The sequence below is a fragment of the Paraburkholderia sp. RL18-085-BIA-A genome (genome assembly GCF_046027075.1).
Taxonomy (GTDB): Bacteria; Pseudomonadota; Gammaproteobacteria; order Burkholderiales; family Burkholderiaceae; genus Paraburkholderia.
This window is the reverse complement of record NZ_JARESU010000120.1, coordinates 1-25410: the sequence shown is the minus strand read 5'-3', so window position 1 is coordinate 25410 and position 25410 is coordinate 1. Positions and strand designations below refer to the sequence as shown.

21 protein-coding genes and 1 pseudogene are annotated in these 25410 nt (G+C 64.8%); 6 read left to right on the top strand and 16 right to left on the bottom strand.

The features are described from left to right. Positions 1-736 precede the first annotated feature (736 nt). Positions 737-1447, top strand: coding sequence for a 4'-phosphopantetheinyl transferase family protein (locus P0D89_RS41120; protein WP_408378422.1), 711 nt, complete (start codon positions 737-739; stop codon positions 1445-1447). Positions 1448-1666: 219 nt separating this feature from the next. On the opposite strand, the gene P0D89_RS41115 is transcribed toward P0D89_RS41120, so the two are convergent. Together P0D89_RS41115 and P0D89_RS41110 are read right to left on the bottom strand one after the other, a co-directional pair. Then, entirely contained in the window at positions 1667-2491 is an 825-nt protein-coding gene (locus tag P0D89_RS41115; RefSeq protein ID WP_408378420.1) for a glycosyltransferase, read from the bottom strand. After that, on the bottom strand, positions 2488-3750 hold the full coding sequence (locus tag P0D89_RS41110) for an oligosaccharide flippase family protein (protein ID WP_408354790.1): 1263 nt from the start codon (positions 3748-3750) through the stop codon (positions 2488-2490). Before P0D89_RS41110 ends, P0D89_RS41115 begins: the two co-directional genes overlap by 4 nt. A 302-nt stretch (positions 3751-4052) precedes the next feature. Here P0D89_RS41110 and P0D89_RS41105 point away from each other — a divergent pair, with 302 nt between their 5' ends. The 4 genes from P0D89_RS41105 (at position 4053) to waaA (ending at position 9070) form a co-directional block, all read left to right on the top strand. Further along, positions 4053-5447, top strand: coding sequence for a phosphomannomutase/phosphoglucomutase (locus P0D89_RS41105; RefSeq protein ID WP_408354787.1), 1395 nt, complete (start codon positions 4053-4055; stop codon positions 5445-5447). A gap of 253 nt (positions 5448-5700) precedes the next feature. Then, positions 5701-6702 carry a lipopolysaccharide heptosyltransferase I gene (waaC, locus tag P0D89_RS41100; RefSeq protein ID WP_408378417.1) on the top strand — a complete coding sequence of 334 codons (1002 nt, stop codon included), beginning with the start codon at positions 5701-5703 and terminating at the stop codon, positions 6700-6702. A gap of 48 nt (positions 6703-6750) precedes the next feature. After that, positions 6751-7635 (top strand): Kdo hydroxylase KdoO, encoded by an 885-nt coding sequence (gene kdoO / locus P0D89_RS41095; RefSeq protein ID WP_408354781.1) that lies wholly within the window; start codon positions 6751-6753, stop codon positions 7633-7635. 121 nt (positions 7636-7756) lie between these two features. Beyond that, positions 7757-9070: a lipid IV(A) 3-deoxy-D-manno-octulosonic acid transferase gene (waaA, locus tag P0D89_RS41090; protein ID WP_408354778.1), complete on the top strand. Its 1314-nt coding sequence runs from the start codon at positions 7757-7759 to the stop codon at positions 9068-9070. Between the two features lie 65 nt (positions 9071-9135). Here the strand turns inward: waaA and ureG are convergent, their stop codons facing one another. The 13 genes from ureG to urtA form a co-directional block, all read right to left on the bottom strand. Next, positions 9136-9789 carry an urease accessory protein UreG gene (gene ureG, locus P0D89_RS41085; protein ID WP_408354775.1) on the bottom strand — a complete coding sequence of 218 codons (654 nt, stop codon included), beginning with the start codon at positions 9787-9789 and terminating at the stop codon, positions 9136-9138. Positions 9790-9800: 11 nt separating this feature from the next. Then, complete coding sequence (locus P0D89_RS41080) at positions 9801-10481, bottom strand: urease accessory protein UreF (RefSeq protein WP_408378425.1); 681 nt, start codon at positions 10479-10481, stop codon at positions 9801-9803. After that, complete coding sequence (ureE, locus tag P0D89_RS41075; RefSeq protein ID WP_408378414.1) at positions 10468-11157, bottom strand: urease accessory protein UreE; 690 nt, start codon at positions 11155-11157, stop codon at positions 10468-10470. The genes P0D89_RS41080 and ureE overlap by 14 nt, the downstream gene beginning before the upstream one ends. A gap of 2 nt (positions 11158-11159) precedes the next feature. Beyond that, positions 11160-12866 (bottom strand): urease subunit alpha, encoded by a 1707-nt coding sequence (gene ureC, locus P0D89_RS41070; protein WP_408378411.1) that lies wholly within the window; start codon positions 12864-12866, stop codon positions 11160-11162. 55 nt (positions 12867-12921) lie between these two features. Further along, on the bottom strand, positions 12922-13227 hold the full coding sequence (locus P0D89_RS41065) for an urease subunit beta (protein ID WP_408354768.1): 306 nt from the start codon (positions 13225-13227) through the stop codon (positions 12922-12924). 18 nt (positions 13228-13245) lie between these two features. After that, entirely contained in the window at positions 13246-13548 is a 303-nt protein-coding gene (gene ureA / locus P0D89_RS41060) for an urease subunit gamma (RefSeq protein WP_408354765.1), read from the bottom strand. A 186-nt stretch (positions 13549-13734) separates the two neighbouring features. Continuing rightward, on the bottom strand, positions 13735-14547 hold the full coding sequence (locus P0D89_RS41055; RefSeq protein ID WP_408378409.1) for a transporter substrate-binding domain-containing protein: 813 nt from the start codon (positions 14545-14547) through the stop codon (positions 13735-13737). Between the two features lie 241 nt (positions 14548-14788). After that, the gene (locus P0D89_RS41050; protein WP_408354759.1) at positions 14789-15682 is read right to left on the bottom strand and encodes an urease accessory protein UreD; all 894 of its coding nucleotides are present in this window, start codon (positions 15680-15682) and stop codon (positions 14789-14791) included. A 168-nt stretch (positions 15683-15850) separates the two neighbouring features. Then, the gene (gene urtE / locus P0D89_RS41045) at positions 15851-16543 is read right to left on the bottom strand and encodes an urea ABC transporter ATP-binding subunit UrtE (protein ID WP_408354756.1); all 693 of its coding nucleotides are present in this window, start codon (positions 16541-16543) and stop codon (positions 15851-15853) included. 31 nt (positions 16544-16574) lie between these two features. Beyond that, complete coding sequence (gene urtD, locus P0D89_RS41040; RefSeq protein WP_408378406.1) at positions 16575-17438, bottom strand: urea ABC transporter ATP-binding protein UrtD; 864 nt, start codon at positions 17436-17438, stop codon at positions 16575-16577. Next, positions 17438-18634 (bottom strand): urea ABC transporter permease subunit UrtC, encoded by a 1197-nt coding sequence (gene urtC / locus P0D89_RS41035; RefSeq protein WP_408354750.1) that lies wholly within the window; start codon positions 18632-18634, stop codon positions 17438-17440. The genes urtD and urtC overlap by 1 nt, the downstream gene beginning before the upstream one ends. 1 nt (position 18635) lies before the next feature. Then, a complete protein-coding gene (urtB, locus tag P0D89_RS41030; protein ID WP_408378404.1) occupies positions 18636-20309 on the bottom strand; it encodes an urea ABC transporter permease subunit UrtB in 1674 nt (557 codons plus the stop codon). A gap of 178 nt (positions 20310-20487) precedes the next feature. Next, the gene (urtA, locus tag P0D89_RS41025) at positions 20488-21786 is read right to left on the bottom strand and encodes an urea ABC transporter substrate-binding protein (protein WP_408354744.1); all 1299 of its coding nucleotides are present in this window, start codon (positions 21784-21786) and stop codon (positions 20488-20490) included. Between the two features lie 751 nt (positions 21787-22537). Here urtA and aptA point away from each other — a divergent pair. Next, complete coding sequence (gene aptA, locus P0D89_RS41020; protein ID WP_408354741.1) at positions 22538-23869, top strand: omega-aminotransferase AptA; 1332 nt, start codon at positions 22538-22540, stop codon at positions 23867-23869. A gap of 219 nt (positions 23870-24088) precedes the next feature. Here aptA and P0D89_RS41015 read toward each other — a convergent pair. Continuing rightward, a pseudogene (locus P0D89_RS41015) lies at positions 24089-25180 on the bottom strand (DUF3443 domain-containing protein); the annotation flags it as partial. Positions 25181-25410 lie beyond the last annotated feature (230 nt).

Sequence of the window (25410 nt, the reverse complement as noted above, 5' to 3'; positions counted from 1 at the left end):
GGACTGCGCGAAACCCGGTTTTGACCAGTTCGCGCTTTACGACCCGGAGTTCCGGCAATGGCACTTTGTTCCTGCGGTTGAGGTCATGGCGCGTTGCGCTGCCGCGAGCGCGCGTCAGTAGCGTCGGAATGTTTGCGTATCCATGCGAGCGCGGCGCAGTGCGCGTCGAGATAGGACCGCAGCGGGTACCGTCCGGTTTCCGCAAAGCGCCCGCGAATTCCCCACTGGCTCCCACGGAACCTGTTTCTGTGGACGCTGCAACCAGGTCAACGGCTGGAAGCCTTGCCTGGTAACGGTCGCAGAGAACGAGGGTTTGCCAGTATGGTGCCCCTGTCCGGGGTAGCTTTCACTTTCTTTGAACCGCCCCGGAAATCGTGGAGGCTGGTTGGTTTAAGTCAATACAAGTTCAGCGGCAGATGTTTCAAGTTGCCGGTAGTAGTTTGTCGCAGCTTCAGCGGGCGCGATACTGGGAACTGCTGCCCGAACTCAAGAGCCGAGGCAAGACGGTGATTGTCATTTCAGGTGACGACGCGTATTTTGATTGCGCGGACCGCATAGTCATGCTCTTTGAGGGAACACTGGCTGTAGCTGACGCTCCCGCAGTACGATCAAGGTTTCAGGCGGAGCCCGAGAGTAGCGAACGCGACTCATATGCTTGATCGCGCGCGCGATAAATCGCGCGCCTTCGCGTCGGGCATGAATCAGGAGAACAGCATTGATTTCGTTCGAAGCTTAGATGTTTGCCTTTCAAAACGTCGCCTCTAGACTGGTCCCGACGGCGTCGTATGGACAGTGGCCTGCCGATGTTCACGTATGGAAAGTTGCAATTCCCGATGAGAACGCCGCTTCGTTGCTCGAGCAGGATATCCTCGACGTTCCGGAACGAGAGAGAGCAGCCCGGTACCTAAGGCATCGTGATCGCGTCCGTTTTGTGGTGACGCGCGCCACACTAAGGTGGTTGCTCGCTGATCGTGTCGGTGCGTCTCCATCCGCACTGTGTTTTGCTAGCGGGCCGTATGGTCGTCCATCGCTTGCCGACTATCCAGACCTGTCGTTCAACGTGTCTCATTCGGGAGCATATGCGTTAATTGTGATATCGGAGAAGCGCGCCGTCGGTGTCGATATCGAGCACATCGAACTGAAGACAGATTGGCGGCTATTAGGAAATGTCGTTTGTACGGAAGACGAGCTTGTCGTCATCGAGCAGATGGCGCCCGCACAGCAGGTGCCAGGATTTTTTCGGTGCTGGACTGCCAAGGAAGCTTTGCTTAAGGCCACCGGGCTGGGAATTGGTGAGAGCCTACGAGACCTATCGGTGGATCTCGCCGCAGAGGATGTGCAGCAGCCTTCGATTCGCTCCGAGCGCGTCGCTGCTGTGGCCGCGCTGCGCTATCGCTGGTTGACGGTCATTCCGGGCTATAGCGCATGCGTGGCGTTTGAGGCATGACCCCGTTCGCGCGTTGTTCGAGACCAACGACTTCGACGCGACTTGTAGGCAGCGCTGTGTGTGACGGCTCGACTACCGTGACGCTAGACGACGTCAGGATCGCCTTCTGTGCTGCTGCGCCGCCGCTTCGGTGAAGATGGCATCGCTCGTCTGCGGGAACTTTCAAGAAACGGTAGGGGTTGTTAAGAACATTTCGGCGCCCATCATTTTTTTAGCGGATCACGCGTCGTTGTAGATGCGCCGCTTGATGCGATGTAGCACGCCGTAGGGCGTCACGAAATGCAGTGCGATCTTGACGAGTCCGGCCCAGTCATACGGGTTGAAGACGTTGAAGTAGCGCAGCTGCAGTTTGAACGTCGATATGATCTGCTTCTTTCTTTTCGTCGCGCTGATCCCGCCTTCGTTGATCTCGTAGTCAAGCCCCACCTCCGGCAGATTCTCGCAGTCGTAGCGCGCCATGAGCCGCAGAAACAGATCGAGGTCTTCGGCCGCCGGATATTGCTCGCCATAGTTGCCGACCTCCCGCACGGCATCGACGCGCAGCATCACTGAAGGATGCACGAGCGGCGAGCGCAGGAAGCGTGTGCGCCGCAGCGTATGCGCATCGGCGGCCGGCGTGAGCAGGAAGAGCGGCTCGCCCGCGCGATTGACGACCTGCGTCCACATGCCGAGCGCCGCGAGCTTCTGCGATGCCTCCATGCGTGCGCGCTGCTTCTCAAGGCGCTGCGGCGCGGCGAGGTCGCCCGCGTCGATGCGCGCGGCGTAGCGAAAGCCGCGTTCGGCGAGCGCGTCGATGCCGGCCTTGAGCGCGCGCTCGATGCCGCCGTTGCGGGCCATGCGCAGCACCTCGACGTGCATGCCGGGCACCGCGGGCGCGACGATCGGCGGCGTGCTGCCGTCGTCGACGACGAGTGCGTAGACGGGTGCGTCCTCCCGAAACGAAGCGAGCGAGCGCTCGACGTCGGCCTGACCGTTGTAGGCGGGCATCAGCACGGCGACGTCGGCGAGCGCGCCGGTGCGTCCGGTGGCGGGGGAGGGCGTCATGAGGCGAGCCTGAAGCGGATGTAGTAGAAGTTCACACAGGCGGCGGCCACGTAGCCGGCCGCGAGTCCCACGAGCGCGCCGTAGGCGCCGAGCCGGCCGATCGCGACGAGGTTCACCGCGAACGCCACCGCGAGCGCGAACAGCCATTTGCAGAGCAACACGAACTTGGCCTGATACTTCAGCACGATCAGATTGCCGATCGCTTCGATGCCGGCGGGTACGGACAGCCACACGGCCCAGCGGAAGATATCGATCGCGCCTTCGAAGTCCGGCCCGAACACGCGGCGAATGATGAAGCCGGCGAGCAGGTCCAGCACGAACGCGCCGCTCACCATCAACGCGGCGGTCATCGCGGTGAGCCGCCACATATTGCGGCGCAGTTGCGCGGTTTCCTGCACCCGGTAGACGAACGCGGGCGCGATGGTCTGCGCGAGCATCAGCGCGAGCGTGATCCAGTTTTCGTTCAACTGCTGGGCGGCGGAATAGCGGCCCAGGTCCGCGAACGAGATCGCGCGTTCGAGCATCAGCCGGTCGAGTTTCAGGAACAGATACATACAGATCAGGCCGAGCCAGAATACCGTGCCCGCGCTCGCGAAGTGCCTGAAGAGCGCACGGTCGACCTGCCAGCCGAGCCGGCCGCCATGCCGGCGCATGAAGTAGATCAGCAGCACCGCGCCGATCGCCGCGGATTCGAGCGCCCACAGCCAGCCGAAGCGCGCGGGCGCCGCCGCCGCACGCACCAGCAGGTACACGCAGCCTGCCTTGAGCACGGCCGTGCTCATACTGGTGAGCAACTGCGGCTTGCTATAGGTCATGCTTTGCAGCCACGCGTTGATCACGCCCACGAACGGTTCGCGAAACAGCATCGTCACCGCGAGGCCCGCGAGCATCGCGCCGACCAGCGGCTCGAACACATGCAGCGCGATGCCGAGCCACGTGAGCAGCAACGCCGCGACCGACACCGAAAAGCGCAACGCGAATGCACTGCCTAGCACGGTGCCGAGTTGCGCGGGCGGCCGGCCGACGATGGTGGGTACGAGGATTTCCGCGCCGCAGACCCAGGTGATCGGCGAGAGCACCAGCAGCAGCGTGTTCGCGTATTGCCATTTGCCGAACACGTCCGGCCCGAAGTAGCGCGCCAGCACGCCGCTGATCACGATCGCCACGCCGATCTGCGTGAGTCTTTCGAGTCCGAGCCAGACGATATTCGTGAACGCGCGCGTGACGTCGGGATTGGCGAAGCGCTTGAGTGTCAGCATCCGGTGACCGCTCGCCGGTCCATGTATGTGGAAAGCGCGGCGGCGCTGTGTGCGGTTGCCCACCTGGCCGACTGTCGCGGCAACTTTACAAAAGGAGGGCGTCTAAGCATTAGAATGGCGTTGTTCAGTCAGGTCAGAAAAACGCAATTATAAGTTGGAACCGGATCGCTTCCGGCAAGGGCGTACCGCAGCGTTTTAGCGCTACTTTTCATCACTGGTTTTACCGCTGGTTTCACAGTGAGTTTTACCGATAGTCATCGGTGCGCCGGTCAAAATTTTCCATTGCACGTAAGTGAGCCAACATGATCTCCAAATCCATTTTCAAGGCGTATGACATTCGTGGCGTGATCGGCAAGACGCTCGACGCCGATGCCGCGCGTTCCATCGGCCGCGCGTTCGGCAGCGAAGTGCGCGCGCAGGGCGGCGATGCGGTGGTGGTCGCGCGCGACGGTCGCCTGTCCGGTCCCGAGCTGATTCAGGCATTGTCGGACGGGCTGCGCGCGGCCGGCGTCGACGTGGTCAACGTCGGCATGGTGCCCACGCCGGTCGGCTACTTCGCGGCAAGCGTACCGTTGCAGCTCGAAGGCGGCGAACGCCGCGTCGATTCGTGCATCGTCGTGACGGGCAGCCACAATCCGCCTGACTACAACGGCTTCAAGATGGTCCTGCGCGGCGCGGCCATTTACGGCGAACAGATTCTCGCGCTGCATCAGCGCATCGTCGACGAGAACTTCAGCGACGGCAGCGGCAGCTACACCGAGTACGACATCGCTGACGCGTATCTCGAGCGCATCGCGAGCGACATCAAGCTCGCGCGTCCGATCAAGATCGTCGTCGACACCGGCAACGGCGTCGCCGGCGGCCTCGCGCCGAAGCTGTTCAAGAAGCTCGGCTGCGAACTGGTCGAACTGTTCACCGAGATCGACGGCAACTTCCCGAACCATCACCCGGACCCGGCTCACCCGGAAAACCTGCAGGACGTGATCCGAGCGTTGAAGGAAACGGATGCGGAAATCGGCTTCGCGTTCGACGGCGACGGCGACCGCCTGGGCGTCGTCACCAAGGACGGCCAGATCATCTATCCGGACCGCCAGCTGATGCTGTTCGCCGAAGAAGTGCTGTCGCGCAACAAGGGCGCGCAGATCATTTACGACGTGAAGTGCACGCGCAACCTCGCGAAGTGGGTGAAGGACAAAGGCGGCGAGCCGCTGATGTGGAAGACCGGCCACTCGCTCGTGAAGGCGAAGCTGCGCGAAACCGGCGCACCGCTCGCCGGTGAGATGAGCGGCCACGTGTTCTTCAAGGACCGCTGGTACGGTTTCGACGACGGCCTGTACACTGGCGCGCGCCTGCTCGAAATCCTCACGCGCGTCGAAGATCCGAGCAAGCTGCTGAACTCGCTGCCGAACTCGAACTCCACGCCGGAGCTGCAACTGAAGCTCGAAGAAGGCGAGAACTTCGAACTGATCGCGCGCTTGCAGCAGAACGCGAAGTTCACCGGCGCGGACGACGTGGTGAAGATCGACGGCCTGCGCGTCGAGTATCCGGACGGCTTCGGTCTCGCGCGTTCGTCGAACACCACGCCGGTCGTGGTGATGCGCTTCGAAGCCGATAACGAAGCGGCGCTCAAGCGCATTCAGGAAGACTTCCGTCGCGTGATCCTGGCGGAAAAGGCCGACGCGAAACTGCCGTTCTGAAAGCTGAAGCGGCGGCGCGGTTCAACCCGGTTCGTCCGGTCCGAATCGCTGCTGTCGTCGAACGCGGCGCGGGTTTTGATTACCGCGCCGCGTTTTTTCATGTCATTTACATGCGACGCGCTAAAATTGCCGTCCTCGTGAGGAAGCGCCGGGTCGCCCGAAGTTTTCTCATCCCCTCGGGGGCCTGGCGCCAAGCGCCGGGTACGGGGCTCTTTCAACGCATCTGCGGGCCGGATAGCCGGCTTTCCCACTCTTGAGCGTGCAAAAGATACTGATCGTGAGGGTGTCGTCATTGGGCGACGTCGTTCACAACATGCCGGTGATCGCCGACATCCGACGCCGCCATCCCGATGCCCAGATCGACTGGCTCGTCGAAGAAAGCTTCGTGGGGCTGGTGCAGCTCGTCGGCGGCGTGCGGCGGGCCATTCCCATTTCGCTGCGGCGCTGGCGCAAGCGCATTCTGTCGGTCGAGAACTGGCGCGAGATCGGCGCGTTCCGCCGCGCGCTCGCCGCCGAGCACTACGACCTCGTGATCGACTGCCAGGGGCTCATCAAGACCGCGTGGGTCGCGAGGATGGCGCGCGGACCGCTGGCCGGCCTCGCGAACCGCACCGACGGCGCGGGCTTCGAATGGCCGGTGCGCTTCTTCTACGACAAGCGCGTGCCGATCGAGCCGCGCACGCACGTGGTCGAACGCACGCGGCAATTGGTCGCCGCGGCGCTGAACGACCCGCCGCCGCAACCCACCGACGACATCGACTTCGGCCTCGACACCGGGCGCGCCGCGCTGGCTTTGTCGGAGGCGAACCTGAATCTGCCGGTGCCGTATGTTGTGTTCGTGCACGCCACGTCGCGCGCGGACAAGCAATGGCCCGACACCGCGTGGATCGAGCTGGGCCAGTCGCTGGTGCGGCGCGGCGCGTCGATCGTGTTGCCGTGGGGCAGCGACGCCGAGCGCGCGACCAGCGAGCGTCTCGCAAAGGAATTCGGCGCGGCCGCGATCGTACCGCCGAGGCTGTCGTTGCCCGCGGTGGTCGGCCTGATCGAAGGCGCGGCCGCGACGGTCGGGGTTGACACAGGTCTGGTGCACATTGCGGCGGCGCTGAAGCGGCCCACGGTCGAGTTGTACAATTTCTCGACCGCGTGGCGCACCGGCGGCTATTGGTCGCCGAACGTCGTCAATCTCGGCTCGGCCGGGCAGCCGCCCACCCTACAACAGGTCAAGTCGGCACTGGCCGGTTTCGGCCTGCTGTAACCCGTCGGTGCGCTTCGCCTCGCGCACCCTCCGTTCCCAAGGGCGACCATGAACGAAACCCAGATCATCGAAGTAGCGAGCGCCGACTGGCACGCACGCAACCTGTCCGTGCCGCGCGAGACACTGCTCGCAGGCGTCGAGCGTGGCAAGGTGCTGTATTTCCCGAATCTGCGCTTTGCGATCGACGGCGGCGAACAGGCCCTGCTCGATCCGGCGCTCGCCGATCCGAGCCGCAAGAACATCAGCCTCGAACCCAACGGCGGCGCGTTGCACGGCGTGGCCGGCGACGCCGTCACGCAATCCGCGGTGCGGGCGTTGATCGCGCGTTATCAGGCCAATGCGCGCACGCTGGTCGACGGGCTCTTTCCCGAATACAACGGCCGGCTGCGCGTCGCGCCGACCAGCTTGCGGCTGCATCAGGTCGAAACGCGCGAAACGTCCTGGCGTAAGGACGACAGCCGTCTGCACGTCGACGCGTTCCCGTCGCGGCCGAACTATGGCGAGCGCATTCTGCGCGTGTTCACCAACGTCAACCCGCGTGGCGCGCCGCGTGTGTGGCGGGTCGGCGAACCGTTCGAGGACATGGCGCGGCGCTTCCTGCCGCGCATCAAGCCGCAGATGCCGGGGTCGGCGTGGCTGCTGAATCTGCTGCACGTCACCAAGTCGCGGCGCAGCGAGTACGACCATCTGATGCTGAATCTGCACGACGGCATGAAGGGCGATCTCGACTATCAGAAGTCGAGCCCGCAGGAGACCATGCCGTTCCCGCCGGGCAGCGTGTGGGTGTGTTTCTCCGACCAGACCTCGCACGCGGTGATGTCCGGCCAGTTCATGCTGGAGCAGACTTTTTTCCTGCCGGTCAAGGCGATGGCGCAGCCGGAATGCGCGCCGCTCGGCATTCTCGAGCGCCTGAAGGGCAGGGCGCTGGTTTGAGCGCCGTGGACTTTGTGAGCGGTTGGCAAGGCGCGTGCGGCCGTGCGCTGCAGCGCGTGAAGAACGCGCTGCACGTAGAGCAAGCGGAGTGCGTGCATCACGCAGAACACGCGGAGCGTCGATGCTGAGGGCGATCTACAACGCGCTCTGGTGGATCATCGCCCCGCTTGCCGTGCTGCGTCTGTTGATCCGTTCGCGCAAGGAGCGCGGTTATCGCGAACATATCGGCGAGCGCTTCGGCTACTCGCGCGGGCGCTTGCCTGAAGACGACGCGCCGTTGATCTGGGTGCATGCGGTGTCGGTCGGCGAAACGCGCGCCGCGCAGCCGCTGATCGATGCACTTGTGAAAGCGCGTCCCGATGCGCGCATTCTGTTGACCCACATGACGCCGAGCGGCCGCGCAACCGGCATCGAGATTTTTGGCGACCGCGTGTTGCGCAGCTACTTGCCGTACGACATGCCGCATGCGGTGCGGCGCTTCCTGCGCACGTGGCGGCCGTCGCTCGGTCTGGTGATGGAGACCGAGGTGTGGCCGACGCTGATCGACGAATGTCGGCGCGCCGAGGTGCCGCTCGTGCTGACCAATGCGCGGATGTCGGCGCGTTCGTATAAGCGCGCGGCCAAATTCGGCGGCGCGACCAAAGACGTGTTCGGCGGGTTTGCGCGTGTGCTCGCGCAGAGTCCGTCGGACGCCGAGCGGCTCACCGCGCTCGGCGCGCGCAACGTCGCGGTGCTCGGCAATCTGAAGTTCGACATGAGTACGCCGCCGGAACTGGCCGCGCGCGGTCACGCGTGGCGCGCGGCGATCGGCACGCGGCCGGTGTGGGTCGCGGCGAGCACGCGCGAGGGCGAAGAGGCGTTGGTATTGCAGGCGCTCGCGGCGCTCGGCGTCGACGACGCGCTGCTGATCCTGGTGCCACGCCATCCGCAACGGTTCGACGAAGTGGCGGCGCTCGTCGAGAACGCGGGGCTGCGGCTCGAACGGCGTTCGAAGTGGGCGCCGGATGCGAAGGTGGCGTCGGCGGCTGCGGCCACGAGCGGTGCGGTGCAGGCCTTGCCTGCCGGCGTCAACGTGCTGTTGGGCGATTCGATGGGCGAGTTGGGCGCTTACTATGCCGCTGCGGATCTGGCGTTCATCGGTGGGAGTCTGCTGCCGCTCGGCGGACAGAATCTGATCGAAGCGTGCGCGGTCGGTGTGCCGGTGCTGATCGGGCCGCATGTGTTCAACTTCACCCAGGCCACCGCGGATGCGGTCGCGGCGGGCGCGGCGGTGCAGGTGCAAGACCCGGCCGATCTGGCGCGCGCGTTGCGCGAGCTGTTTGGCGACAAGGCGCGGCGCCTGGCGATGGGCGGAGCGGCTTCGGCATTCGCCGCGCGCCATCGTGGCGCGACGGCGCGGACTGTGGATGTGTTGATGGCGGTGTTGCCGGAGTGATGCGGGAACTGGAGGGACGCACTGAACGGAGTACGTGCAACGCTTGTATCAAGCGCCTCCCAGCCTCAAACCTTCAACAACCCCTTCTTCTCGATAAACCTCACGACTTGATCCAACCCGTCGAGCGCCTTCAGATTGCACATCACGAAGGGCCGCTCGCCGCGCATCTTCTTCGCATCCGATGCCATCACGTCGAGGTTTGCGCCGACCATCGGCGCGAGGTCCGTCTTGTTGATCACCAGCAGGTCCGACTTCGTGATGCCCGGGCCACCCTTGCGCGGAATCTTCTCACCACCCGCCACGTCGATCACGTAGATCGTCAGGTCCGACAGTTCAGGACTGAACGTCGCCGCGAGGTTGTCGCCGCCCGATTCGATGAACACGATATCGGCATCGGGAAAGCGCGTCAGCATGCGGTCGACGGCTTCGAGATTGATCGACGCGTCTTCGCGGATCGCCGTATGCGGGCAGCCGCCCGTCTCGACGCCCATGATCCGTTCGGCCGGCAACGCACCCGCCACGGTCAGCAGGCGCTGGTCCTCTTTCGTATAGATGTCGTTGGTGATCGCGACCAGATCGTACTGGTCGCGCATCGCCTTGCAGAGCATTTCGAGCAGCGTGGTCTTGCCCGAGCCGACCGGGCCGCCGACGCCCACGCGCAGCGGCGGCAGTTTCCTGGTGCGCACGGACGAGTGGGCGGGATGATGAGGTGCGTTCATGATGGATCGTGTTATGAGCGGAAGAGCCGCGAATACTGCGACTCGTGGCGCGCCGACAGAATGCCGAGTTGCGGCGCGAACGTGTTGATGTTTTCGGGTGAAGTGGCGAGCGCGCGCGTGACGGCCGCGTCGATCGGCTCGCGCAATGCGACGATGATGCGTTGGCCCGCGAGTTGTCCCAACGGCACGGCCTTCAATGCGGCGGCCGCCTGGTTCTCGACCCAGCTGAACGCGTAAGCGGCGAGCGCGGCATCGACGGCCGCGTCGTGCGCGTATGCGGCGAACGCGAACGCCGTGGGTTGCGCGAGCGGCGTGAGCGAAGCGAGCGTCGCGCGTCGTGACGCGTCGCCCCATTCGAGCGACACGCACAATTGCCGCAGCGACCAGCCCATCTGTTCCGTTTCGCGGCGCAGTTCCGCGGACTCGCGGCTCGCGAGGAATTCGCGGTTGGCTTCAGCGAGACCCGCGGCGTCATGCGCGCGCCAGCGCTCGATCTGATGCGCGAGGAACGGCAGTTCGCCACGCGCGAGCACGTCGGTCAAGCCGCTTTCGATCCACGCGCGGGCGGAATCGGCGTCGGTGATCAGTTGCGCTTCGATCGCAGCTTCGAGACCCTGCGAGTAGCTGAACGCGCCGATCGGCAGCGCCGGCGACGCGAGATGCAGCAGCGCGGTAAGTTCAGCGATGCGCATGATGCGGGTGATGCGCGTGGCCGCAGGATTCGTCGTGTACGTGGGCGCTATGGTCGTGATCGTGGCCGTGTGCATGATCGTGGGCGTGCTCATGCGAGTGACCATGCGAAGCGTGGCTATGCCCATGCTCATGATCGTGCGAGTGAGCATCCTCATGCCCATGATGCTCACCAAACACCTGCTGCGCGAGCGCATAGTCCTCGGCGAACGTCTCGTCATGCCCATGCTTGTGCCCGCCGCCGTACGCGCCGGACTCCGGCTGAAACGGCATCGACACCCGATCGACCGTCGCGCCGATGCGTTTGAGCATATCGGCCAGCACCGGATCGTATTCGAGCTTCAGATAATCCGCGCCCACTTCCACCGGCGTATGACGATTGCCGAGATGATACGCGGCGCGCGTCAGCGTCAACGCATCATGCGCGCGTACATAAAGCACCGCTTCGGCCGCGGCGACCACGCACACAAGGTTGCCATCGTCGGCGACCAGCACGTCGCCGTCGCGCAGCACGGCGCCGCGCGGCAGCAGCAGCGCGACTTCCTCGCCGTTATCGAGCGTGGCCGCGAGCCGGCTCTTGCGCCGTTCGTCGAAAGCGAGCGTCAGTGTCGGCGCCCGCTTCACCAGCACGGGCGCGAGCTTCAGATGCGGCGCCAGCAGTTTGTCGAGAGTGCGCATGGTCAGAACAGGAAGTAGCGTTGCGCCATCGGCAGCACGGTGGCCGGTTCGCAGGTCAGCAATTGGCCGTCGGCGATCACCTGATAGGTCTCCGGATCGACGCTGATCGCCGGACGCCACGCGTTGTGAATCATGTCCGCCTTCGAGATGTTGCGGCAGTTCTTCACTGCCACGATACGCTTATTGAGGCCGTAACGTTCGGCCACGCCCGCGTCGGCGGCCATCTGCGACACGAAAGTCAGCGAGGTGCGCGCGCGAGCGCCGCCGCGTGTCGCGAACATCTCGCGATAGTGGACCGGCTGCGGCGTCGGAATCGATGCGTTCGGGTCGCCCATCTGCGCCATCGCGATCATCCCGCCTTTGAGGATCAGCGACGGTTTGATACCGAAGAACGCCGGTTCCCAGAACACCAGGTCGGCCCACTTGCCCGGTTCGATCGAGCCGACTTCATGCGCGATGCCGTGCGTGATCGCGGGATTGATCGTGTACTTGGCGACGTAGCGCTTCGCGCGGAAGTTGTCGTGGCGCGTGTTGTCCTCGGGCAGCGCGCCGCGCTGCACCTTCATTTTGTGTGCGGTCTGCCAGGTGCGGATGATCACTTCGCCGACCCGGCCCATCGCCTGCGAATCCGACGACAGCATCGACAGCGCGCCGAGATCGTGCAGGATATCTTCGGCGGCGATCGTCTCGCGGCGGATGCGCGATTCGGCGAACGCAATATCTTCCGCGATCGATGGGTCGAGGTGATGACACACCATCAGCATGTCGAGATGCTCGTCGAGCGTGTTGACGGTGTACGGGCGAGTCGGATTGGTCGACGAGGGCAGCACGTTCGCCTCGCCGCACACCTTGATGATGTCCGGCGCATGGCCGCCGCCCGCGCCTTCGGTGTGATACGTGTGGATCGTGCGGCCCTTGAACGCGGCCACCGTCGCTTCGACGAAACCCGCTTCGTTCAGCGTGTCGGTGTGAATCGCGACCTGCGTGTCGGTGTCGTCGGCAACCGAGAGGCAGTTGTCGATCGCAGCGGGCGTCGTGCCCCAGTCCTCGTGCAGCTTCAGGCCGATCGCGCCGGAGGCGATCTGCTCCAGCGCGGGCTGCGGCTGACTCACGTTGCCCTTGCCGAGAAAGCCCAGGTTCATCGGATAGCCATCGGCCGCTTGCAGCATGCGTTCGAGATGCCACGGACCCGGCGTGCAGGTGGTCGCGTTGGTGCCCGTGGCCGGGCCGGTGCCGCCGCCGAGCATCGTGGTCACACCGCTCGCGAGCGCTTCTTCGATCTGCTGCGGGCTGATGAAGTGAATGTGCGTGTCGATGCCGCCCGCCGTCACGATCAGGCCTTCGCCCGCGATCACTTCGGTGGACGCGCCGATCGCAATTGTCACGTTCGGCTGGATGTCGGGATTGCCCGCCTTGCCGATCGCGGCGATGCGGCCGTCCTTGATGCCGATGTCGGCCTTGACGATGCCCCAGTGGTCGAGAATCACCGCGTTCGTCACGACCGTATCGACTACGTCGGCGTGCACGCGCTGCGACTGGCCCATGCCGTCGCGAATCACCTTGCCGCCGCCGAATTTGACTTCTTCGCCGTAGGTGGTGAAGTCGCGCTCGACTTCGATCAGCAACTCGGTATCGGCGAGACGCACGCGGTCGCCGGTGGTGGGGCCGAACATTTCCGCGTATGCGCGGCGGCCAATGCGTAATGACATGGTGTGAGTCCGGAAATGAGCAGGGCGATTCGGGCACGGGAGCGCGTGTCGCGCGTCACAGCTTGCCCATCACCTTGCCGTTGAAGCCGTAGACGAGACGGTCGCCCGCCAGTTCGACCAGCTCGACCGTGCGTTCCTGGCCGGGCTCGAAGCGCACGGCGGTGCCCGCCGCGATGTTCAGCCGGAAGCCGCGCGCCGTTTCGCGATCGAAGGAGAGCGCTTCGTTCACTTCGTAGAAGTGGTAGTGCGAGCCGATCTGCACCGGGCGGTCGCCGGTATTCGACACGACCACCGTGACCGTGGCGCGGCCTGCGTTGAGCTCGTGTTCGCCGTCGTCGATGAGGAGTTCGCCGGGAATCATGGGGCCTGCCTTGTGCGCTTAGGAGATCGGGTGGTGAACGGTGACGAGCTTGGTGCCGTCGGGGAATGTGGCTTCGACCTGGATGTCCGGGATCATCTCCGGCACGCCGTCCATCACGTCGTCGCGCGTGAGCAGCGTGGTGCCGTAGTGCATTACCTCGGCGACGGTCTTGCCGTCGCGCGCCGCTTCCATCAGCGCGGCGGTGATGAAGGCGATTGCTTCCGGGTAGTTCAGTTTGAGGCCGCGCGCGCGGCGCCGTTCGGCAAGCAGCGCGGCGGTGAAGATCAACAGCTTGTCCTTCTCGCGAGGTGTCAGCTTCATCGAATGTGTGTGTTTGGGTGTGCGTTCGGTATTGACGGGCGTGCCGGCGGTCCCGCCAGGGGCCGCCCGCGACCATGATAGGCGCTGCGCGTCACGGCGGCGAGCGCTTGCCGCGCACGCGGCGAGTCCACGGCGCAGACAGGCTCGAAAAGCCGGTCACGGTATCAAGTCCGGCTAACGGCGCGCTTACATGTCGGCCGGCAACGGTGCGCCGAACCACTTCTTCGACATCGTGTTGAGCGTGCCGTCCTGCTTCGCCTGCGCGATCGCGGCATCCACTTTCTGCTGCAGGCGCGGCTCGCTCTTGTTCATGCCGACGAAGCACGGCGAATTCTTGATCACGAACTTCGGCTCGGGCCGGCGCGGCGGATTCTTCGCGATGATCGCGGCCGCGACGATGTTGCCCGCGGCGATCAGTTGCACCTGGCCCGACAGGAACGCGGCGATGGTCGCGTTGTTGTCCTCGAAGCGTTTGATGGTCGCGTTCGGCGCCATCTGCGACAGGCCGATTTCCTCGAGCGCGCCACGCGTTGCGCCGACCGTCTTGCCGGTGAGATCGGCGGGGCCGCTCACCTTGATGTCGGCGGGGCCGAACACGCCCTGGTAGTACGGCGCGTAGGCGGTCGAGAAGTCGATCACCTTCTCGCGATCGGGCGTCTTGCCGAGCGACGAGATCACCAGATCGACCTTGCCCGTCTGCAGATACGGAATGCGGTTCGCGCTGTTGACCGGCACGAGTTCGAGCTTCGCGTTCATCGACTTCGCGAGCAGCGCGGCGGTGTCGATGTCGTAGCCTTGCGGCTTCATGTCGGGGCCGACCGAGCCGAACGGCGGATAGTCTTCCGGCACGGCCACTTTCAGCACACCGGTTTTGGCGATATTGTCGAGCGTATCCGCGTGAGCGGCGACCGCATGAAAGGCGAGGTCGGCGGCGATGGGCGCGAACAGCAGCGCGGCGAGCAACGCGCGGCGTGCGCGGCGGGGCAGTGGTCGTTTCATGGTCTGTCGGCGGTGGTGGCGGTGTGGTGATGGCGGCGAGCCGGTCGGCTGCCGTCAGAGCGCGGCAGCATCGTGGCGCAGGGCGACGCAAGGTGTGTGCCATCGCGGTGCAGCTTGGGGCTCCGGGTTGAAAAGAGGGGTGACGCACCCGATTGGGGCGCGTGGATGCGCCGCGCTGGTGCAGGGGCGGCCTTGCAAAGGTGAAAGGCTGCGGCGGAAATCGAACGCCGCTTGCAAAGACTCAGGTCGACCAGATCCGCAAAGGCACCGCCGCGACGCCATGCACGACCGGCCGCAGTTGCAGCCAGCAGCGCGTCAACGCGTGCTGCAAGGTCTCCATCGAGCGCGACACCGCGCGCACGAGCACCACACCGTTCGTCACGCAGGACGCGGCGGCGCGCAAAGAATCGTCGAACGGCAGTTGCGCGGTCAGCGACTCGGCCAGCGCGTCGTCGCAGGCCGCGCCTACGGCCCACAGCGTGCCGTAGGCGGGAAACCCCGCCAGCCCCTGGGCCGCATCGCGCAGTGGATCGTTCGCGTCGAGGCTTGCGCGTTCGAGCCACAGCAATTCGCCGCGCGCGCCGACGATGCGCGACACCGCCCGCAAGCGGCCCGCCGACCAGCGTTCGCCGGCCGCCTGCCGGCCGAGTTGCGTCGCATCCCAGCCAATCGCGCTGGCGCCTTCAGCCAGCGTCAGCGAGAAATCGAGGTGCGCGTTAGCGTCGTCGAACACGATGTTGTTTTGCGGCAGCCAGTCGAGCTGCGCCTGTTCGCCGACGCGCACGGCGATATGCTGATGCGCGGCGCGGCCATTGGACTTGTACCACTTGGTTGCGCCGGGCGTGGCGATGACGGCATGCGCACCAGCGCCGACGTCGACCTTGATATCGAGCTGATCGCCGCCCGCGACGCCGCCGGGCGGATGCACGATCACCGCATGGCAGATCGCATGGCCTTCGGGATAGAGCGGGCGCTGCACGCGCAACGGCCCGACATGCAGACGGTGCGCGAGCGTCGTGCGCTCGTTCTGTTTGACGAAGCCGAGTTCGAGACGCGCGCGCCATGACGAATGCGCGGCGGTTTGCGCCGCGGCTTGCGCACTAGCGAGCGTGGCGTGATTTTCGTGAAGCGACATGCGAGTGGACGACGTGCAAGCGGTCTGAAGTGTGAAGGCGGAACGAACTCGTGTTCGCGAAACAAGCGCGAGGCAAGCCCAAAACAAGCGCGAGCCGCACCGCCCGAGGATGCAGCGAGAATAGCACGCGGGCTTGCGCGTGCCCGTCACCCGGCGATCGCACGACAATCAGACGGCGATCAATGCGCGCACGCCATCGGTGTCCATGTTCGCGCCTTCGCCGCCCGCGACGATTTCACCGCGGCTCATCACCCAGTAGCGATCGGCGATGGCTTTCGCGAAGTCGTAGTACTGCTCGACGAGCAGCACCGTCATGCCCATTTCCTCGACCAGTTGACGCAACGTGCGCCCGATGTCCTGAATGATCGACGGCTGGATGCCTTCGGTCGGTTCGTCGAGGATCAGCAATTGCGGGTCGCTCATCAGCGCACGCCCAATTGCGAGCTGCTGCTGCTGACCGCCCGACAGATCGCCGCCACGACGGCTGCGCATATCCTTCAGCACCGGGAACAGCTCGTAGATGCGGTCGGGGATTTTCTTCGGCGCTTTCTTGCTGGCCGCGCCGACCAGCAGATTCTCCTCGACGCTCAGCCGCGGAAAGATATCGCGGCCTTGCGGCACATAGGCGAGACCGTGCTCGACGCGCGAATAGGTCGGCAGTTTGGTGATCGGCGTGCCGCGCCAGGCGATCGAGCCGCTTTTCGTCTGCACGACGCCCATCAGGCAGCGCAGCAGCGTGGTCTTGCCGACGCCGTTGCGGCCCAGCAGCACGGTGAGCTTGCCGTCGGGCACGGTGAGCTTCACATCGCGCAGGATGTGGCTGCCGCCGTAGAACTGGTTCAGGTTGTCTACTTCTAACATTTGCGTTCGACCCTTTGATTCATCGGCCCACTCATCGGCCGAGATATGACTCGATGACCGTCTCGTCTTTCTTGACTTCGTCGAGCGTGCCGTGCGCGAGCACGCGTCCTTCGGCCATCACCGTCACCTTGCCGGCGGCGCCCGACAGCGCCGCCACGAACTCCATGTCGTGTTCGACGACCATCATCGAACAGGTGCCGCGCAAATGGTTGAGCAGCTCGGCGAGTTGCATGGTCTCGTCGTCGGTCATGCCGGCAGCCGGTTCGTCGAGCAGCAGCAGCGCCGGTTGCTGCATCAACAGCATGCCGATTTCGAGCCGCTGCTTCTGTCCATGCGACAGCTCGCCGGCGAGGCGCCGCGCTTCGCTCTCCAGACCGATCAGCGCGAGCGTTTCCTCGATGCGCGCCTGCGCCTGACGATCCAGGCGCGCGCGCAACGAGGCCCACCAGCCCTTGTCGGTCTTCATCGCGAGTTCGAGGTTTTCCCACACCGGATGCTGCTCGAACACGGTCGGCTTCTGGAACTTGCGGCCGATCCCCGCGCGTGCGATGGACGGCTCGTTCATCCGCGTCAGGTCGATCGACTGTCCGAGAAACACCTTGCCGGAGTCCGGCTCCGTCTTGCCGGTGATGACATCCATCATCGTCGTCTTGCCGGCGCCGTTCGGGCCGATGATGCAGCGCAATTCGCCGGCGTCGATCGCGAGCGACAGCGCGTTCAACGCGCGAAAGCCGTCGAAGCTCACCGTCACGTCTTCGAGGTACAGAATCGTGCCGTGCGAAATGTCGATCTCGCCGGGCACCACCGCGTGCCCCATGCTCGCGACGCCGCTCAGCGAGTGTTCAGCGGGTTCTTCCGGTAAAGCCAGATCAGGAACCATCGGGTTTTCGTTCATCAGCGGCTCCTCCTGCGCGTCACGAGTTCGATCAGTCCCATGATGCCGTTGGGCAGCAGCAGCGGAACCAGCACGAAGATCAGACCGAGAAAGAACAGCCAGTATTCAGGGAAGTTCGCCGTAAAGAAACTCTTCGCGCCGTTCACCGCGAACGCGCCGATGATCGGCCCGATCAGCGTGCCGCGTCCGCCCACCGCGACCCAGATCGCCATCTCGATCGAATTGCCCGGCGACATCTCGCCGGGATTGATGATGCCGACCTGCGGCACATACAACGCACCGGCGATTCCGCACAGCACCGCCGACACGGTCCACACGAACAGCTTGTACGCGAGCGGGCTGTAGCCGAGGAACATCAAACGCGTTTCGCCGTCGCGCACGGCGGTGACCACGCGGCCGAGCTTCGACGTGACGATCGCGCGCGCGCCGATGAACGCGAGGATCAGCACCGCGAACGTGATCAGCAGCAGGGCAGTGCGCGTGCCCGGATGCGTGATCGGAAAGCCGCCGATGCGCTTGAAGTCGGTGAAGCCGTTGTTGCCGCCGAAGCCCGTTTCGTTGCGATAGAACAGCAGCATCGCGGCGAAGGTCATCGCCTGGGTGATGATCGACAGGTACACGCCCTTCACGCGCGAGCGGAACGTGAAGAAGCCGAACACCCACGCGACCACCGCCGGCACCAGCACCACCAGCAGCAGCGCATAGCCGAGATGCTGGGTGCCTTCCCAGTACCACGGCAGCTGATGCCAGTCGAGAAACACCATGAAGTCGGGCAGGTCGCTGCCGTACTTGCCCTCGTGGCCGATCGCGCGCATCAGGTACATGCCGATCGCGTAGCCACCCAGCGCGAAAAACAGCGCATGGCCGAGGCTCAGAATGCCGCAGTAGCCCCACACCAGGTCGAGCGCGAGCGCCGCGATCGCGTAGCACATGAACTTGCCGGCGATCGTCATCGCGTAGGCGGACAGATGCAGCGCGCTGGTCTCGGGCACCACCAGCGTGGCGAACGGCACGCCGAGCCCGAACACGATGATCAGCGCGATCAGCGCGAGCCATGCGTGCCGCGATAGCAGCGCGGGACGCGGCGGCAAGCCGAGCGCGAAGCCGGACTGGAGATCGCGTCCGGACGCCGATGCGCCGCTGTTCGTTGCGCCGACGCGAGCCGGCGAGGTTGACGATGAGGTGGCAGAAGTCATCTCATGCCTCCGCGCTACGGCCCTTGAGGGCGAACATGCCCTGCGGACGCTTCTGGATGAACAGCACGATCAGCACCAGCACCGCGATCTTCGCGAGCACCGCGCCCCAGAACGGTTCGATCGCCTTGCTGACGAGCCCGAGCCCGAAGCCGCCGATCACCGTGCCGGCGAGCTGGCCGACGCCGCCCAGCACGACCGCCATGAACGAATCGATGATGTAGCTCTGGCCGAGGTCCGGTCCGACATTGCCGATCTGCGACAGCGCACAGCCGCCGAGACCCGCGATGCCCGCGCCGAACGCGAACGCATACGAATCGACCCGCGCGGTTTTCACGCCGACGCACGCGGCCATCCGGCGATTCTGCGTGACGGCGCGCACGAACAGGCCGAGGCGCGTCCTTGTCAGCACCGCCCACGCGATCGCGACCACGATCAGCGAGAACACCAGAATCGCCAGCCGGTTGTACGGCAGGATCAGATTCGGCAGCACGGTCACGCCGCCGCTCATCCACGCCGGGTTGATCACCTGCACGTTCTGCGCGCCGAACAGCATGCGCGTCGCCTGGATCAGGATCAGGCTGACGCCGAACGTGGTCAGCAGCGTTTCGAGCGGACGGCCGTACAGGTGCTTGAGCACCAGCCGTTCGAGCACGATGCCCACCAGCCCCGCCGCCACGAACGACGCCGGCACCGCGAGCAGCGGATACCAGTCGAACGCGCCGGGGGCGAAGCGCTGAAAGAGGTTCTGCACGACATAGGTTGCGTACGCGCCGATCATCAGGAATTCGCCGTGCGCCATGTTGATCACGCCGATCAGTCCATACGTGATCGCAAGGCCGAGCGCGGCGAGCAGCAGCACGCTGCCGAGCGACAAGCCGGCGAACAGCGTGCCGGCGATCTGGCTGCGGCGCTGGATTGCATCGAGTTCGTCGATGCCGCTTTGCGCGGCGGCGCGCACGCGGTCGTCGGCTTCGACGAAGCTGCCGTCCGCTTTCTTCGCGATCAGCGGCCGCAGCAGTTCGTTCATGTCGAGGTCGTGCCGCGCAGCGACCAGTTGCACGGCTTCGAGGCGCTTGGCCGGGTCGGCGTCGTGCAATGCGGTCATCGCCCACAGCGTGTCGAGGCGCTGTTTCAAGGCCGGATCGGTTTCCTTCGCGCGGGCCGCGTCGACCAGCGGCTTGATCGCCGGATCGGGGTTTTGCAGCAGCGACGCGATCGCGGCTTCGCGGGTCGCGCGGTCGGCCGAGTCGAGTTGCAGGCCCGCGAGCGCACCCGCCACTTTCGAGCGCAGCAGGTTGTTCAGCGTGACCGGCTGCGCGTCGCCGGCCGCGACGGTCTTGCCGGTGACGGCATCGCGTGCGGTGTCGCCGTCTTGCAGCAGCACGGCGCCCGCGTCGGTGGCGAGCGCGCTGTCGTCGGACAGCGCCTTGAGCACCGCGAGCGATTCCTTGTCGTGGTTAGCGATCAGCTTGTCGATCGCCGCGGATTTGGCGTCGAAGTCGTCGCCGGCGAGCGGCGCGACATCGGCGGGACTCAGCGCGAACGCGGCCAGCGGCGCGCCGGCGAGCAGCACGAGCGCCGCGCCGGCGATGCTACGTCGTGCGAAGCGTCGCGCCCGTGGCGCGGCTTCCGCGATGCGTGAGAGTCGTGCGGATTTGAACAATGAAAACGCCATGATGGCCTTTGGAGAGAAACCGTCGGGTTGCGCGTGCGCGCAACCCGCCTTCACGGTACGAACCCACGGCACTCTCGACGTGCCGACGCAAGGCGGGTGTGAGCGGTGAGCCGTGCGATCACGCCGGCTCGTTACGCGGCTACGCGGCTAGCAAGCGCCGCCGCGGCGAGCCGTCCTGTCAGGCGACGCGCGAGCGCTTCAGGAACGCCGGGATCGAACTGACCACGTCCGGCTTGCTCGAATTGCCGGCGATGAACGGGCTCCACGGCTGAGCGCGGATCGCGGTCTTGGTGCGCCACACCACGTTGAACTGGCCGTCGGCGCGCACTTCGCCAATCATCACAGGCTTGTGCAGATGGTGATTGCCGTCCATTTCCAGCGTGAAGCCCGACGGCGCGGCGAAGGTCTGGCCGATCATCGCGACGCGCACCTTGTCCACCTCGGTGCTCTTCGCTTTCTCGACCGCCTGCTTCCACATGTGGATGCCGACGAAGGTCGCTTCCATCGGGTCGTTGGTCACACGCTTCGTGCCGCCCGGCAAGTTGTTGTCCTTGACCCACGTGGCCCATTGCTTCTTGAACTTCTCGTTGGACGGGTTGCGCAGCGACATGAAGTAGTTCCATGCCGCGAGGTTGCCGACCAGCGGCTTCGTGTCGATGCCGCGCAGTTCCTCCTCGCCGACCGAGAACGCCACCACCGGCACGTCCGACGCCTTCAGCCCCTGGTTGCCGAGCTCCTTGTAGAACGGCACGTTCGAATCGCCGTTCACCGTCGAGATCACCGCGGTCTTGCCGCCTTGCGAGAAGGTCTTGATGTTGGCGACGATGGTCTGATAGTCGCTGTGGCCGAACGGCGTGTAGACCTCTTGAATGTCGGCTTCCTGGACGCCCTTGGATTTGAGGAACGAGCGCAAGATCTTGTTGGTCGTTCGCGGATACACATAGTCGGTGCCTAGCAGGAAGAAGCGCTTGGCGCCGCCGCCTTCCGCGCTCATCAGATATTCGGTCGCGGGGATCGCCTGCTGATTCGGCGCTGCGCCCGTGTAGAACACGTTGCGCGACATTTCCTCGCCCTCGTACTGCACCGGATAAAACAGCAGGCCGTTCAGTTCCTCGAACACCGGCAGCACCGATTTGCGCGACACCGAAGTCCAGCAGCCGAACACCGCCGCGCACTTTTCCTGGGTGATCAGCTGGCGCGCTTTCTCGGCGAACAGCGGCCAGTTCGACGCCGGGTCGACCACCACCGGCTGAATCTGACGGCCCATCACACCGCCGTTCTTGTTGATTTCCGCAATGGTCATCAACGCGGTGTCCTTGAGCGATGTTTCGGAGATGGCCATCGTGCCCGACAGCGAATGCAGGATGCCGACCTTGATCGGACCGCTTTCGGACTGCGCATTGGCGAACGGCACCTGACCCGCCAGCGCCAGTGCGCCGGACATGGAACCGAACTTCAATAGACTGCGACGTTTCATGGATATCCCCTTGCCATTGATGGTGACTGTTTATGGGCGTCTATTTCAGCCAGCGGGGCTTGTCCCGCATGACTTGCCGCTTGTGTACTGCAAGCCACATGCCATGCGGTAAGTTCGACCCGAACAGCGCAGGTTGCGTGCTGTGGCGCGCCTCGCCAGCGGGGCCCTGGCGCGCGGCGCGGCGCAAAAGTGGTGCAGGATCGCAGCAGGCGCCTCGTTCGGGTGCGCGCCGCGCTGCAACGAAGCGCGCGCGTCCGCCAGCGGCCGTCGGCGGTGCATGGCCGCCGCGCCTTTGTGCATGCGCCATGCTGTGGCTACACTGAAAGACTGAACACGAGCAACTGCGTTGTATGGGATCGGAATAAGCGCTGAAGCACTGACTTCGGTCGACTGCGTTGCATGGGACCGGAGTCAGCGCTGAAGCCGCTAACTCCGATCGACCGCGTTGCATGGGACCGGAGTAAGCGCTGAAGCCGCTAACTCCGATCGACTGCGTTGCATGGGACCGGAGTAAGCGCTGAAGCACTGACTCCGATCGACTGCGTTGCATGGGATCGGAGTAAGCGCTGAAGCACTGACTCCGATCGACCGCGTTGCATGGGACCGGAGTAAGCGCTGAAGCCGCTAACTCCGATCGACTGCGTTGCATGGGACCGGAGTAAGCGCTGAAGCGCTAACTCCGATCGACCGCGTTGCATGGGACCGGAGTAAGCGCTGAAGCGCTAACTCCGATCGACACAGGAGACACGACATGAACGAGCGCACCGGCGTCAGTCCACCCGATATGTCCGCTTTCTGGATGCCCTTCACCGCGAACCGTCAGTTCAAGAGCGCGCCGCGTCTCTTGGCGAGCGCGAAGGGGATGTACTACACGTCGCACGACGGCCGACGCATTCTCGACGGCACCGCGGGCCTGTGGTGCGTCAACGCGGGTCATTGCCGCGACGAGATCGTGGCTGCGGTGCAGGCGCAGGCCGCTGAAATGGATTTCGCGCCAACCTTCCAGATGGGTCATCCGAAGGCCTTCGAGGCCGCGACAAAAATCGCCCGTCATACGCCGGGCGATCTGAAGCACATCTTCTTTGCGAACTCGGGCTCGGAGGCGGTCGATACCGCGCTGAAGATCGCGCTCGCTTATCACCGTGCGCGGGGCGAAGGGCAGCGCACGTGTTTGATCGGCCGCGAGCGCGGCTATCACGGGGTGGGCTTCGGCGGGATTTCGGTGGGCGGCATCGCGCCGAACCGCAAGGCGTTTTCAGGCGGACTGCTGCCGGCCGTCGATCACTTGCCGCATACGCTCAATATCAAGGAGGCGGCGTTTTCGAAAGGACAGCCAACGTGGGGCGCGCATCTCGCGGACGAACTCGAACGGCTCGTCACGCTGCACGATGCGTCGACCATTGCCGCGGTGATCGTCGAGCCGGTGGCCGGGTCGACCGGCGTGCTGATTCCGCCGCAAGGCTACCTGCAACGGTTGCGGGAGATTTGCGACAGGCACGGCATCCTGCTGATCTTCGACGAAGTGATCACCGGCTGGGGACGCCTCGGCGCGCCGTTCGCCGCGCAATACTTCGGCGTCACGCCCGATCTGCTGACGATGGCCAAGGGCACCAACAACGCGGCCGCGCCGATGGGAGCCGTCGCGGCAAGCGCGAAGATTCACGACGCGATCGTCGACGGCGCGCCTGCCGGCATCGAGCTGTTCCACGGCTACACGTATTCGGGGCATCCGATTGCGGCTGCCGCCGCATGTGCGACGATCGACCTGTACGAGCGCGAGCAACTGTTCGAACGGGCGGCGCGAATGGCGCCGCTGTTCGAGAACGCGATCCACAGGCTGCGCGGCGAACGGCACGTGATCGACGTGCGCAATCTCGGGCTGGTGGGCGGCGTGGAGTTGGCGCCGCGCGCGGGTGCGCCGGGCGCGCGTGCTTATGACGTGTTCGTGCGCTGCTTCGAGAAGGGGGTGCTCACGCGTTATACGGGGGATATTCTGGCGTTCTCGCCGCCGTTGATCGTCGAGGAGGCGCAACTCGAGGAGATCTTTGGGACAGTGGCGGAGGTGCTGAGGGAAACGGAGTAGCGCGGGCGCGGTGAGTGGTTTTTTGCGTGTGCGTTGCTTGTGGTTGCCTTTGGCTTGCCGTTCGCTTGCGTCTGGTTTGCGTCTGGTCTGCGTGTGGTTTGGCTGCAGGTCGCGCGGGTTTGCGCGGATGGCTGGCTATGTGGACGGCGAGAGGCCGCCTCGTTTGCGAGGCGGCCTTTTTAACATCGACCTGCGCCGTAGCTTTTTCGATCAGAACGGTCAGAAGGCGATGAACGGTCCGGTCTGCGTGCCAATGGTCGAATTGCTGAGCGCGGTATAGACACTGCGTCCGTAGAAGAACGGCAGACCCCAGAGGAACATGCTGTACATCGGCGAGCCGAGGCTGTCATAGGCCGCATACTGGTTGGCTACCAGCGACACCCCATTCGCTAGCGAGAACGGCACGGTGACCGGCGTGGACGCGCCAGTCGCGCCCGTGAGGATCGCTGACAGGCTGAGCGTGGTGGTCGGCACGAACCAGTCACCCGAATAAAGCACCGTGTAGTCCGTGAAGAAATTCGCGTTGGAGCCGCTGTCGATTGCGCTGACATATTGGCTGCCCTTGTACGTGGTCGTGAAATAGCCGTACTGGTTGAGCGTGAGAATGTTCGCGTTCGACGGCAACGCATTGTTCGACTGCGTGCCGATGCCGAACACCAGCTCGCCTGTCGCGCTTGCCTGACCGCCCGCCGGCAGCGCGGGTAAACGGATGATCGTGCCGTTGTTGTCCGACGTGAAGTTGGCGACCGGATTCATCACCTGGGTGTCGAGCGCAACGCGTGTGCTCGTGCAGGAAGTCGCGGACATGCAGTAGTAGTAGGTTCCCGGCAGCACTGATGTCGCGGCCGCCGCATAGTCGCGCCGCGCCGGCGAGATGCCGACCACGCCGTTCGCGCCCATCGCGGCCACCGTGTTGAGGTTGGTGCCGCCGCGCGACAGACAGTCCGACGGCGTCGAGTACTTGCCGTCGGCGATCACCTGGATTGGCATGTTGCCCGCCACCTTGCTGCCGATCGTCACATCCGCGCGTTTGATGGCGCCCCACGAATAGCCGGAGTTGAACTGCGCGCATTCGGCGATCGGCGCGTTGCCCGTCGGGTCGTCGGTCGCGCCGGTTTGCGCCGGCAGGCTGCCAGCGAGGGCCGAGCCTAAAGCGCTGGCGAGCACACGTACGCCGACCGAGCCGGTGTCGACCTGCATGTGATCGATCGTCGCGCATTGATTGGCGCCCTGGCTGCCCGGGATGCAAATCGTGACGCTCACGTATGGGATGTTGACGTAGCTCGTGAATCGTTCGACTGTGATGCGGGCTGTGTTGGTGGCAGGGGAAGGCGTCGGGGTTGGGGTTGGAGTTGGAGTTGGACTGGGGCTTGGACTCGGCGTCTGTCCTTGCGTTTGACCGTCGTTTGGACTCGGACTCGGACTCGGACTCGGCGTCTGACCTTGTGTTTGACCGTCGTTTGGGCTCGGACTCGGACTCGGACTCGGACTCGGACTCGGACTCGGACTCGGACTCGGACTCGGACTCGGAATAGGAATAG

Bases quoted from the DNA above. Each gene is read 5' to 3' on its own strand.
- kdoO (WP_408354781.1), top strand. From the start codon at position 6,751: ATGAACGAAACCCAGATCATCGAAGTAGCGAGCGCCGACTGGCACGCA.
- ureE (WP_408378414.1), bottom strand. From the start codon at position 11,157: ATGCGCACTCTCGACAAACTGCTGGCGCCGCATCTGAAGCTCGCGCCC.
- ureA (WP_408354765.1), bottom strand. From the start codon at position 13,548: ATGAAGCTGACACCTCGCGAGAAGGACAAGCTGTTGATCTTCACCGCC.
- P0D89_RS41115 (WP_408378420.1), bottom strand. From the start codon at position 2,491: ATGACGCCCTCCCCCGCCACCGGACGCACCGGCGCGCTCGCCGACGTC.
- urtA (WP_408354744.1), bottom strand. From the start codon at position 21,786: ATGAAACGTCGCAGTCTATTGAAGTTCGGTTCCATGTCCGGCGCACTG.
- ureG (WP_408354775.1), bottom strand. From the start codon at position 9,789: ATGAACGCACCTCATCATCCCGCCCACTCGTCCGTGCGCACCAGGAAA.
- P0D89_RS41055 (WP_408378409.1), bottom strand. From the start codon at position 14,547: ATGAAACGACCACTGCCCCGCCGCGCACGCCGCGCGTTGCTCGCCGCG.
- P0D89_RS41050 (WP_408354759.1), bottom strand. From the start codon at position 15,682: ATGTCGCTTCACGAAAATCACGCCACGCTCGCTAGTGCGCAAGCCGCG.
- urtE (WP_408354756.1), bottom strand. From the start codon at position 16,543: ATGTTAGAAGTAGACAACCTGAACCAGTTCTACGGCGGCAGCCACATC.
- P0D89_RS41120 (WP_408378422.1), top strand. From the start codon at position 737: ATGTTTGCCTTTCAAAACGTCGCCTCTAGACTGGTCCCGACGGCGTCG.
- P0D89_RS41105 (WP_408354787.1), top strand. From the start codon at position 4,053: ATGATCTCCAAATCCATTTTCAAGGCGTATGACATTCGTGGCGTGATC.
- ureC (WP_408378411.1), bottom strand. From the start codon at position 12,866: ATGTCATTACGCATTGGCCGCCGCGCATACGCGGAAATGTTCGGCCCC.
- P0D89_RS41065 (WP_408354768.1), bottom strand. From the start codon at position 13,227: ATGATTCCCGGCGAACTCCTCATCGACGACGGCGAACACGAGCTCAAC.
- aptA (WP_408354741.1), top strand. From the start codon at position 22,538: ATGAACGAGCGCACCGGCGTCAGTCCACCCGATATGTCCGCTTTCTGG.
- urtD (WP_408378406.1), bottom strand. From the start codon at position 17,438: ATGAACGAAAACCCGATGGTTCCTGATCTGGCTTTACCGGAAGAACCC.
- waaA (WP_408354778.1), top strand. From the start codon at position 7,757: ATGCTGAGGGCGATCTACAACGCGCTCTGGTGGATCATCGCCCCGCTT.
- urtC (WP_408354750.1), bottom strand. From the start codon at position 18,634: ATGACTTCTGCCACCTCATCGTCAACCTCGCCGGCTCGCGTCGGCGCA.
- P0D89_RS41110 (WP_408354790.1), bottom strand. From the start codon at position 3,750: ATGCTGACACTCAAGCGCTTCGCCAATCCCGACGTCACGCGCGCGTTC.
- P0D89_RS41080 (WP_408378425.1), bottom strand. From the start codon at position 10,481: ATGCGCATCGCTGAACTTACCGCGCTGCTGCATCTCGCGTCGCCGGCG.
- urtB (WP_408378404.1), bottom strand. From the start codon at position 20,309: ATGGCGTTTTCATTGTTCAAATCCGCACGACTCTCACGCATCGCGGAA.